Source organism: Pontibacter anaerobius, assembly GCF_026241195.1.
Taxonomy (GTDB): domain Bacteria; phylum Bacteroidota; class Bacteroidia; order Cytophagales; family Hymenobacteraceae; genus Pontibacter; species Pontibacter anaerobius.
Genome location: NZ_JAPFQO010000011.1, coordinates 221,363 through 232,224 on the forward strand (window position 1 = coordinate 221,363; position 10,862 = coordinate 232,224).

Genomic DNA, 10,862 nt, shown 5'->3' on the forward strand with positions numbered 1-10,862 from the left:
CCGAGAGCGCAGGTATGCTTGCAGGTGCCGCACTATTTAAGCTGTGGGGATGTTTTCAACTCACAGCCAAAAATAAGTACCTTTGTATTTTAATGCATACAGGATCACATGATTTCCATAAACAACCTGAACTTTCACTTCGGCAGCCGCATCATGTATGAGGACGCCAGCCTGCATATTAAACCCAAGGATAAGATCGGCCTGATCGGGCTCAACGGAACTGGCAAGTCCACGTTGCTGCGCCTGATCGTGGGGGAGTATACACCGGACAGCGGCAGCATCCAGATGAGCAAGGAGACCACCATCGGTTTCCTGAACCAGGACCTGCTGAGCTACGACACCCACGAAAGTATACTTTCTGTGGCAATGCAGGCCTTTGGCGAGGCAATTCACCTGCAGGAGGAGATAGACAGGGTGCTGGTGGAGTTTGAGAATAACTTCCATGATGACCTGGTGGACAAACTGGCGACACTGCAAGAGCGATTTGAGGCACTGGGCGGCTATACGATGCAGGCCGAGGCCGAGGCGATTCTGGAAGGGCTGGGTTTTAGCACTGAGGAGTTGCAGCAGCCGCTGGCATCCTTCTCCGGTGGTTGGCGCATGCGTGTCATGCTGGCAAAAATCCTGTTGCAGAAACCATCGCTGCTCCTCCTCGATGAGCCTACCAACCACCTCGATTTGCCTTCCATTAAATGGCTTGAATCTTATTTGGAGCGCTACGAAGGAGCCGTTGTCATCGTGTCGCACGACCGTGAGTTCCTGGACCGCACTACCAACATGACCGTGGAGGTATCCGGAGGGAAGCTGAATGTATACGCCGGTAACTACAGCTTTTATGTAGAGGAGAAAGAGCTGCGCAACGAGATTCAGAAAGGTGCTTTCGAGAACCAGCAGGCGCAGATCCGGCAGGCAGAGCGCTTTATTGAGCGCTTCAAGGCCAAGGCCACCAAAGCCAAGCAGGCACAGAGCCGCCAGAAAATGCTGGACCGCATGGAACGCATTGACGACGTGCTACCTGACGCAGCTAAGGTGAACTTCAGCTTTAAATTCAATACACAGCCTGGCCGCCATATTCTGCGCCTGGAGCACATGAGCAAAGCCTATGGCGACAAGGTTATCTTCCGGGATACGAACGTGCACATTGAGCGCGGAGATAAAATAGCCCTGGTAGGAGCGAATGGTAAGGGAAAGTCAACGCTACTTCGTATTATAGCCGGCACAGAGCCAATAAACGGAAAGCGTGAGCTTGGCCACAACGTCATACTGGCCTTTTATGCACAGCACCAGCTGGAGTCACTGAATGTGGAGAATGACATGCTGTCGGAGCTGCAGCAGGCAGGCTCTAAAAAAACTGAGATGGAGCTACGCTCTATACTTGGCTCTTTCCTCTTTACGGGGGATGAGGTATTCAAGAAGATCAAAGTGCTGTCGGGTGGGGAGAAGAGCCGTGTTGCCCTGGCCAAAACGCTGATCTCGGAGGCCAACTTCCTCATGCTCGACGAACCGACCAACCATCTCGATATGCAATCGGTTAATATCCTTATCCAGGCGCTGGAGCAGTACGAGGGCACTTTTGTGGTGATCTCCCACGACCGTTACTTTGTGGAGAACGTGGCCACCAAGATCTGGTATATTGAGGACTACCAGCTGAAGGAGTATCCGGGTACCTACCATGAGTATGAAACCTGGCAAGAGAAGCGCGAGAAGGAGGTAAAAAAAGACGCTGCCAGTGCTCCGGCAGCGGTTAAAGCCGAGAAGCAGCCCCGTGAGAAAAGTGAGAATGCACAACTGACTAACCAGTTGAAGCAGGTGAACAAGCGGGTAAGCGAGGTGGAGAAAGAGGTGCAGGAGTTGGAGCAGCAGCTTGCCGCGCAGGAAAAGCACATGTCAGATCCAAAGGTTTTTGGTGACATTGACAAACTACAGGAGGCTACGCGCACGTTCGAGGAAATCAAGCGGAAGCTGGATCAGAAGCAGGAGGATTGGGAGAGCCTGATGCTGGAGGCCGAACAGATCGAGGCTAAATTCTCTGAATAGGCTATTTATACTTACACTTAAAGGGCCCGTGAGGATTATCCTCACGGGCCCTTTAAGTGTAAGTAGCTGCCACTACGCTAGCTCCACCAGAATTCCTTCATCGCCATACAAGCTGATGTTCCCCGCCACAGGCTCTCCCTCGCGCTCAGGGTCAGTGGCAAAAATGATCTTGCCTTTATATGTCTGATGTTTCGGCTTTAAAGTGCAGGGTTTGTGGCTTAGGTTAAGCACTACCAGAAATTGCTTGCGCTCCGTTTTACGGATGTAAGCCAGAAGTGGGCCGTCAGTTATCACAGGGGCATAATCTCCAACATTCAGCGCGGCTTCCTGCTGGCGTAGCGTTATCAGGCGGCGGTAATACGAAAGCATGGAGTAGGCATCCTCTTTCTGAACTTCAACATTCACTCTTTTATAGTTTCCGGGTAGCGGTAGCCAGGGTTCCCCGCTGGTAAAGCCGGCGTTGGCGCTGTTATCCCATTGCATTGGGGTACGGGCGGGGTCACGGCTCAAGTCCTTATCCGGCATGTTGAGGCCCTGCGGGTCCTGAATTTTATCCGGCGGGATGGGTACATCACGCATGCCCAGCTCGTCGCCATAGTATAGAGTGGGGGTGCCGCGCAGTGTAAGTAGCAGCATGGCGGCCACTTTTGCCTGCGATTGGCCGATACGGCTGGTGATGCGCGGCTGGTCGTGGTTGCCGATAACCCAGTTGGGCCATCCGCCCTCCGGCAATGCGCCTTCATACTCATCCACATTGGTGCTGATGGTGCGGGCGTTCCAGTCCATCGTGATCAGCATAAAGTTAAAGGGCAGATGCGTGCCGTTGTTGTCCTGGCCGTAGTATGTTACCAGCCGGTGCACAGGCAGGTATATTTCGCCGATCAGCACACGCTCGTCATAGGCATCTGTTACCTTGCGCATTTTGGCCACAATGTCATGCACTTCGGGCTGGTCGGTAGAGAAAGCGGGGATAAGCTGCTCGTAAGTCGATTGGTGCGACTGATAGTCCGGGTTGGCGGGGTTGTCGCGCAGGTTTTTATCCTTTATCATATGCCACATTACATCCACCCGGAAGCCATCCACGCCTTTATCCAGCCAGAAACGCATTACATCCAGCATGGCTTGCTGCACTTCAGGGTTGCGCCAGTTCAGGTCAGGCTGCTCTTTCAGGAAGGCGTGGTAATAATACTGCTGTGTTTGCTCATCCCATTCCCAGCCGCTGCCGCCAAATACGCTCAGCCAGTTGTTGGGCTCCGATCCGTCTTCCTTGGCATTGTGCCAGATGTACCAGTCGCGTTTGGGGTTGTCGCGAGAAGAGCGTGACTCCAGGAACCAAGGGTGCTGGTTGGAAGTATGGTTCGGCACCAGGTCAAGTATAAGTTTCATATCCCTCTTGTGTACCTCCTGTAGCAGCTCGTCAAAGTCATCTATGGAGCCAAAAAGTGGGTGGATGTCGCAGTAATCGGAAATGTCGTAGCCAAAATCTGCCATTGGTGAGGGGAAGATAGGGGATACCCAGACAGCCGTGATGCCCAGCCACTTCAGGTAGTCCAGCCGGCCTATAATGCCTTTTAGATCGCCCACGCCGTCGCCGTCTGAGTCCTGAAAGGAGCGGGGATACACCTGGTAGATAATGCCTGACTGCCACCAAAGGTACTTCTGTTCTTGTTCCATAGTTTCGTGTTTAATGCGCACGTGTTTGTTTAGTATGGGTTCTACGCAGCAGGGCTTATCAGGATGTATTCAAGTGGAGTGGGCGATGCAAATGGCTAAGTATAACCATTTTCCACGCCTTATCGCTTGCGCAGGCCAAGTTGCTTTGCACCTTTTTCCGCACCTGTTAGAAAGTATACTTTTCTTTAGAAAAAATATTTTATGTCAAAAGCAAGATTGAATTGCCCTGGTTGATATGGAGTGAACTTAATTTTTGCACTTTGTACTTTGCCTTCTAAATATTTGATTATAATTGTTTGTGTTGATTTAAACTTCTATATATTTGTATTATATAATATGATGTACGGCAGCAACAGGGGCAAAAAGAGCGGAAGCTGTGCTTTGGGCGATACAAACAACTAAACACATAAACCAACAAAATCTTACTTTATGAAAACACTTTTACCAAAGCTACTTCTCTTCATTTTTGTAGTCGCTTTCTTCTCTTCCTGCCAGCAGTCGTACTGCCCGGCCTACGCTAACCACAAAGACAAGCCGCTGCATAAGCAGACCTTCCTGAAAGATCACGTAGGAAAGTAAAAAATAGAGCGAGTAAATAACGGTGACAATTAAGGTCACTGGGGGAACTAACACTTAAAGCCACGCCTACAGGGTGTGGCTTTTCTTTTTAAGTATAACGTAAACCCGGGAGTTGTTTTTGAAAATTCTCCCTCAGCTGGCGTAGCTACTGGTCATCCTCGGTATTACAAGTGCCTGTAGCATTGTTTGTTGATGTCTGCTCCACGTACGCGGGGAGCGTGTTTTCCTGATCGGCGCTGTGTATTGAAGCTGCCGGAGTAGGGGGGCTCTTTAGCTACGCTGCAGGCTGTCCTGTGGGCACCACATCAATAAAAGGCGCCTCAAAGGAAAATGGGGTAAATTTCTCGCTGATCGGAAGAGGGGGAGATGAAAGTTGTTTAGAAAGAATATGATTAATCGAAACACTAATACTTTATCAATTTCCGAGTATGCGTTAAGTATAGTATCAGGTCAAGGCTTTTGACTCTTTATGAGCAGTAAGAAGCAAGACCAAATTAGTTGCGGATAAAGTATGGTGTGGAGGCTAATAGCCCGGAAAGCAAAAAAGGCCCGCGGATGTTACATCTGCAAGCCTTTGTTTGTCTAGTAGCGGGGAGCAGAATCGAACTGCCGACCTCAGGGTTATGAATCCTGCGCTCTAACCATCTGAGCTACCCCGCCGAATTGTGGTGCAAATATAACGGGATCGTTTTCAAATAAGCAAGCATCTGTCCAGAAAAAAAATATTTTGTTTTACAGATATATATTATTTGAAGAATTAATGCTATACTTACTCAGACACTTACAATACCCTTATGACTAAAGATACGAAGTTGAAATTTGTGCGCGAGTACCCTATCAATGCCTCTGCCAAACTGCTTTACCCATACCTGAGCACACCTGGTGGGTTGTCGCAGTGGTTCTGCGACGACGCAAAAGTGAATGAGGACAATGTATTCAACTTTATCTGGGATGGCAGAAACCACTTTGCCGAAATGACCGGCCACCGCACCAACAAGTCTGTGCGCTTCCTTTTCCTGACCGAGGACAAAAAGCATACTCCTGATGCACCGTACATCGATTTCCATATTGAGTCGAGTGAGCTGACGCAGGAACAGTTCCTGAAAATAGTGGACTACTCAAACGAAGACAGCGAGGAGGAACTGGAGGAGCTATGGGACAACCTGATGCAAAATCTGCGGGAAATAGTGGGAGGGTAGCGCGTTTGCAGGAGTAAAGCGTATCTTTGCACGGTAATTGCTGGATAAAGCATGTTTAAGGCTGCTGTGCACTAGTTGCTGCCTCCCATTTTTTGCGCATGAAGAAACTTGATAAGCTAATATTACGGGCTTTTTTCGGCCCTTTCCTGTTAACGTTTGCTGTGGTGGAGTTTATCCTGCTCACCCAGTACATGCTGAAGTACCTCGACGAACTGGTGGGTAAGGACCTGGGTGCGGAGGTGTTTGGCGAACTCCTTTTCTATTTTAGTATAAACATGGCGCCCGTGGCCCTGCCGCTGGCTGTGCTTTTGTCCTCGCTCATGACCTTTGGGGAGCTTGGTGAGCACCATGAGCTAACCGCAATCAAAACCTCCGGCATCGCGCTAACCCGCATCCTTCGCCCCGTGCTTATTGTGGTGGGGCTGATAACCGTGGGGGCCTTCTTCTTTAATAACCTCATCGTGCCGAAAGCCAACCTGAAAGCCTACAGTTTGCTTTGGGACATTCGCCAGAAAAAACCCGCCATGAATTTTAAGGAGGGGGCATTCTACAATGGCATACCGGGCTATAGTATAAAGGTAAACGAGAAGATGAACGACGGGCAGACGCTGCGCGAGGTGATGATCTACGACCATACCAAAGGGGGCACCAATACAACGGTTATACTTGCCGATTCCGGGGAAATGTACATGGACTACAATGACACCTACCTTGTGCTGGAGCTATTCCGTGGCAATACCTATGTAGACCAGAACAATTCCTCTTTCCGCAGTTCTACCGAGCAGTTTGTGCGCCAAGAGTTTGATAAGAGCAAGCTAATGCTAAGTATGGCCTCTTTTAATTTTGACCGTACCCGCGAGGAGCTCTTCTCAGACAATAAAATGATGAAGAACATCAAGGAGCTGAACGTGGTTACGGACTCGCTGCGTACGCATAGCCAGCGGGAGAAGAAGCTTTATGCCCCGAATGTCGATCCTTTTTACATGTACTTTAAGGCGGATACCGGTCAGGTGAAAAACGGTTTGCGCCTGTTGGATAAGAAAATTAGCCGAAAGCTTCCTGAACCAACCTCGGAGACGCTGTTGCTGGCCACAAACAAAGCCCGTAATATAAGGAGCTTTACCAATAGCTATATGGAGCGCGTAAAGAACACCCTGCGTGAGGCAAATAACTATGAGGTGGAGATCTGGCGCAAGTATACGCAGTCGGTTTCTATCATTATTATGTTTCTGATCGGTGCACCTTTGGGGGCTATTATCAAGAAAGGCGGACTGGGCGTGCCGGTTGTGATCTCCATCGTTTTCTTTATCACTATGTATGTGATGACTATACTTGGCGAGAAGTGGGCCAGGGAAGGGCTTGTGTCGGTAGGGGCGGGCATGTGGGCTGCCAACTTTATACTTTTGCCAATCGGTCTTTTCTTTCTTTACCAGGCCCGCAACGACTCCAGCCTCTTGGAGCTGGACTTCTGGCGTAAGCTGATGGCGCGCCTAAGACGGAATAAACTGTAAAAACACTATATAAAGATTTGGTAAAAGTTTTTTTTGTAAAAGTAAATTATATACCTTTGTGGCTTGTATAGCAAGCTTTGCAAGATAAAAACAGATTGATATTTTTACGATGAGATTAACCACTGAAGCGAAACAAGAGATTTTCGAAAAGCACGGTTTCAACAAGTCAAAATCTGATACAGGTTCTCCTGAGGCTCAGATAGCGCTGTTCACGACACGTATCGCGGACCTGACCGAGCACCTGAAAACTCACAAGAAAGACTTTAGCACACGTCTGGGTCTTCTGAAACTGGTAGGTAAGAGAAGAAGACTTCTTAACTATCTCCAGAAAAATGATATTGAAAGATACAGAGCTATTATTAGCGAGCTGGGTATCCGTAAATAAGCTTATTGTGTTAGGGAATTCATACAGGGATTCCCTAATCTTTTTTTAAGCATTTCCCCTTCCTTCCTCTGAATTGCCAGTACCGACAGTGTCGCAAAGGGTGGCGCTGTCTTTTTGATGATAACGATAATTGAAGATGTCCTACAACGCGATTAGTAAAACCATTTTTCTTCCGGATGGCCGGGAGATAACAATTGAAACTGGTAAGCTGGCCAAGCAGGCCGATGGCTCTGTGGTAGTGAAAATGGGTAACACCATGCTGCTGGCAGCTGTAGTTTCAAACAAAGAAGCCCGTGAAGGGGTTGATTTTCTGCCGCTTTCCGTAGACTATCAGGAGAAGTTTGCCTCTTCAGGCAAGATTCCAGGTGGTTTCCTTAGAAGAGAAGCGAGACTTTCTGACTATGAAGTATTGGTTTCGCGCCTGGTAGACCGTGTGCTGCGCCCGCTGTTCCCGGGAGATTACCACGCCGAGACGCAAATGACCATACACCTGATCTCTGCTGATACAGAGATCATGCCGGATGCCCTGGCTGCCCTGGCTGCTTCTGCTGCCCTGGCTGTGTCCGATATTCCTTTCAACGGCCCTATCTCTGAAGTGCGCGTAGCACGCATAGATGGCCAGCTGATCATTAACCCAAGCGTGAGCGACCTGCAGCGTGCGGACATCGACCTGATGGTGGGTGCCTCTATCGACAGTGTTGTGATGGTGGAAGGGGAGATGAACGAGGTTTCTGAGGCTGAGATGCTGGAAGCTATTCAATTCGCCCACGATGCCATCAAGTCTCATTGCCAGGCACAGCTTGATCTTGCCGAAATGGTAGGTAAAACTGTGAAGCGTGAGTACACGCATGAAACGCACGACGAGGACCTTCGCAAAAAAGTATACGAAGCTACTTACGATAAAGCTTATGCCGTTGCCAAGCGTGGCAGCGCCAACAAGCAGGAGCGTTCCGAAGGATTCAAAGCAGTGCGTGATGAGTTTATCGCTTCTCTTGGCGAAGACCACGGCTACGATGAGAACCTAATCAAAGTTTACTACCACGACGTAGAGAAAGAAGCGGTTCGCAACATGATTCTTGATGAGCGCGTTCGTCTGGATGGCCGTCAGCTGGATGAGATCCGTCCGATCTGGTCTGAGGTGAACTACCTGCCTGCCACACACGGTTCAGCCATCTTTACCCGTGGCGAAACACAGTCTTTGACTACTGTTACACTGGGTACTAAGCTGGACGAGCAGATGATCGATAGTGCGATGGTGTCCGGAACAAGCAAATTCCTTCTGCACTATAACTTCCCGGCATTCTCTACCGGCGAGGTAAGACCAAACAGAGGCCCGGGCCGTCGCGAGATCGGTCATGGTAACCTGGCGCTGCGTGCCCTGAAGAAAGTGCTTCCGGCAGAGGCTGAGAATCCATATACGATCCGTATCGTTTCTGATATCCTGGAATCTAACGGCTCTTCTTCTATGGCTACGGTTTGTGCCGGTAGCTTAGCCCTGATGGATGCTGGTGTGCCTGTAAAAGGTGCCGTTTCGGGTATCGCGATGGGTCTGATCACTGACACAAGTACTGGAAAGTTTGCTGTATTGTCTGATATCTTGGGTGATGAAGACCACCTGGGCGATATGGACTTTAAAGTGGCCGGTACTAAAGACGGTATCACCGCCTGCCAGATGGATATTAAGATCCAGGGACTGTCGCATGAGGTAATGACACAGGCGCTGCAGCAGGCTAATGCTGGCCGTCTGCACATTCTCAACGAGATGTCTAAGACCCTTTCTTCCCCTAACCCGGATTATAAACCGCATACTCCGCGTTCATTCAACATGGTGATCGATAAAGAGTTTATCGGTGCGGTGATTGGGCCAGGCGGTAAAGTAATCCAGCAGATCCAGAAAGACACTGGCGCCACCATCATTATCGAAGAGAGAAATGAGAAGGGCCACGTGAACATCTTCGCAACCGACCAGGATTCGATGAATTCTGCCATCGGTAAGATCCGTGCCATCACAGCACAGCCTGAGATCGGTGAGGTTTACATCGGTAAAGTGAAGTCTATCCAGCCTTACGGCGCTTTCGTAGAGTTCATGCAAGGCAAGGATGGCCTGCTGCACATCTCCGAGATCAAGCACGGCCGTTTGGAGACAATGGAAGGCGTACTGGAGATCGGTGAGGAAGTGAAGGTGAAGCTGATTGACGTAGATAAGAAAACAGGTAAATTCAAGCTTTCCCGCAAGGCGCTCCTGCCAAAGCCGGGTGCTGAAGACAACCAATAACACCTGACATAGTATAACTCTTGGTGCCTTGCTATAACGGCTAATTGGGCACCAAGAGTTTTTATATTTCATCGCCGAAGGGTTGCATCTTGATTTTATTCTTAAGATAGCAGAACTTTGCGCGATTTTCTGATGTTAAGTCACCGAGCCAAAACTAAAGTTTTCACAATTTTTTTGAATAATACATACTCTGATGAGACAACTCAAGATAAGCAAACAGATAACGAACCGCGAGAGCCAATCACTGGACAAGTATCTGCAGGAGATTGGTAAAGTTGATTTGCTTACTCCGGATGAAGAGGTGTCGCTGGCACAGAGAATTAAAGAAGGAGATCAGTTTGCGCTTGAGAAGTTAACAAAAGCCAATTTGCGATTTGTGGTATCGGTGGCCAAGCAGTATCAGAACCAGGGCCTTTCTCTAGGTGACCTGATAAACGAGGGTAACCTCGGTTTGATCAAAGCCGCCAAGCGATTCGACGAAACGAGAGGTTTTAAGTTCATCTCTTATGCCGTATGGTGGATTCGCCAGTCTATCCTGCAGGCTTTGGCAGAGCAGTCGCGTATTGTACGTCTTCCGCTGAACCGTGTAGGGTCACTCAACAAGATCTCTAAATCATTCTCAGAGCTTGAGCAGAAGTTTGAGCGTGAGCCATCGCCGGAAGAAATTGCCGAAGTATTAGAACTGACCACTGCTGAGGTAGTGGATACCCTGAAGATATCGGGACGCCATGTGTCTGTGGACGCGCCGTTTGTACAGGGTGAGGAGAACCGTTTACTGGACGTGTTGGAGAACGAAGATGAGGAGTCTCCGGACATGGGCCTGATGAACGACTCGCTTCGCAAAGAAGTGCAGCGCGCCCTTTCCACGCTAACCAAGCGTGAGGCAGACGTGATCACCTTATACTTTGGACTGAACGGAGAGCACTCACTGACACTAGAGGAAATCGGTGAGAAGTTTAACCTGACACGCGAACGTGTTCGCCAGATCAAGGAGAAAGCCATCCGCAGACTTCGCCACACTTCAAGAAGCAAGGCACTAAAGCCATACTTAGGCTAATCGCACCAACAAAAAATCTAAGCCCAGGCCAACGCCCGGGCTTTTTGTTTTTTAGCAACCTTACCTTTTTGCCGGCGCTTATGCAGGCAGAGGCCCGGAAATTTTGTATACTTGCAACCTAATTTCTTTCAGACCTAATACAGTA

8 protein-coding genes and 1 tRNA gene are annotated in these 10,862 nt (G+C 49.2%); 7 read left to right on the forward strand and 2 right to left on the reverse strand.

Going from position 1 to position 10,862, the window contains the following annotated elements; genetic code table 11:
• Positions 1-108 precede the first annotated feature (108 nt).
• Positions 109-2,037, forward strand: coding sequence for an ABC-F family ATP-binding cassette domain-containing protein (locus OO017_RS16850; protein WP_266053867.1), 1,929 nt, complete (start codon positions 109-111; stop codon positions 2,035-2,037).
• Between the two features lie 72 nt (positions 2,038-2,109).
• On the opposite strand, the gene OO017_RS16855 is transcribed toward OO017_RS16850, so the two are convergent.
• Positions 2,110-3,711 (reverse strand): alpha-amylase family glycosyl hydrolase, encoded by a 1,602-nt coding sequence (locus OO017_RS16855; protein ID WP_266053868.1) that lies wholly within the window; start codon positions 3,709-3,711, stop codon positions 2,110-2,112.
• Between the two features lie 429 nt (positions 3,712-4,140).
• Here OO017_RS16855 and OO017_RS16860 point away from each other — a divergent pair, with 429 nt between their 5' ends.
• Positions 4,141-4,290 (forward strand): hypothetical protein, encoded by a 150-nt coding sequence (locus tag OO017_RS16860; RefSeq protein WP_266053869.1) that lies wholly within the window; start codon positions 4,141-4,143, stop codon positions 4,288-4,290.
• Between the two features lie 586 nt (positions 4,291-4,876).
• Here the strand turns inward: OO017_RS16860 and OO017_RS16865 are convergent.
• Positions 4,877-4,950, reverse strand: a tRNA-Met gene (locus OO017_RS16865).
• Positions 4,951-5,084: 134 nt separating this feature from the next.
• On the opposite strand from OO017_RS16865, the gene OO017_RS16870 reads away from it, so the two are divergent.
• The 5 genes from OO017_RS16870 to OO017_RS16890 all read left to right on the forward strand — a co-directional run bounded on the left by OO017_RS16870 (position 5,085) and on the right by OO017_RS16890 (position 10,717).
• Entirely contained in the window at positions 5,085-5,489 is a 405-nt protein-coding gene (locus OO017_RS16870; RefSeq protein WP_266053870.1) for an START-like domain-containing protein, read from the forward strand.
• Positions 5,490-5,587: 98 nt separating this feature from the next.
• On the forward strand, positions 5,588-7,000 hold the full coding sequence (locus tag OO017_RS16875) for an LptF/LptG family permease (RefSeq protein WP_266053871.1): 1,413 nt from the start codon (positions 5,588-5,590) through the stop codon (positions 6,998-7,000).
• A gap of 109 nt (positions 7,001-7,109) precedes the next feature.
• Complete coding sequence (gene rpsO / locus OO017_RS16880; protein ID WP_073851111.1) at positions 7,110-7,385, forward strand: 30S ribosomal protein S15; 276 nt, start codon at positions 7,110-7,112, stop codon at positions 7,383-7,385.
• A 136-nt stretch (positions 7,386-7,521) separates the two neighbouring features.
• Positions 7,522-9,660, forward strand: coding sequence for a polyribonucleotide nucleotidyltransferase (gene pnp, locus OO017_RS16885; protein WP_266053872.1), 2,139 nt, complete (start codon positions 7,522-7,524; stop codon positions 9,658-9,660).
• Between the two features lie 193 nt (positions 9,661-9,853).
• Positions 9,854-10,717 carry a sigma-70 family RNA polymerase sigma factor gene (locus tag OO017_RS16890; protein WP_025605096.1) on the forward strand — a complete coding sequence of 288 codons (864 nt, stop codon included), beginning with the start codon at positions 9,854-9,856 and terminating at the stop codon, positions 10,715-10,717.
• Positions 10,718-10,862 lie beyond the last annotated feature (145 nt).

Bases quoted from the DNA above. Each gene is read 5' to 3' on its own strand.
- rpsO (WP_073851111.1), top strand. From the start codon at position 7,110: ATGAGATTAACCACTGAAGCGAAACAAGAGATTTTCGAAAAGCACGGT.
- OO017_RS16870 (WP_266053870.1), top strand. From the start codon at position 5,085: ATGACTAAAGATACGAAGTTGAAATTTGTGCGCGAGTACCCTATCAAT.
- OO017_RS16875 (WP_266053871.1), top strand. From the start codon at position 5,588: ATGAAGAAACTTGATAAGCTAATATTACGGGCTTTTTTCGGCCCTTTC.
- OO017_RS16860 (WP_266053869.1), top strand. From the start codon at position 4,141: ATGAAAACACTTTTACCAAAGCTACTTCTCTTCATTTTTGTAGTCGCT.
- OO017_RS16850 (WP_266053867.1), top strand. From the start codon at position 109: ATGATTTCCATAAACAACCTGAACTTTCACTTCGGCAGCCGCATCATG.
- OO017_RS16890 (WP_025605096.1), top strand. From the start codon at position 9,854: ATGAGACAACTCAAGATAAGCAAACAGATAACGAACCGCGAGAGCCAA.
- pnp (WP_266053872.1), top strand. From the start codon at position 7,522: ATGTCCTACAACGCGATTAGTAAAACCATTTTTCTTCCGGATGGCCGG.
- OO017_RS16855 (WP_266053868.1), bottom strand. From the start codon at position 3,711: ATGGAACAAGAACAGAAGTACCTTTGGTGGCAGTCAGGCATTATCTAC.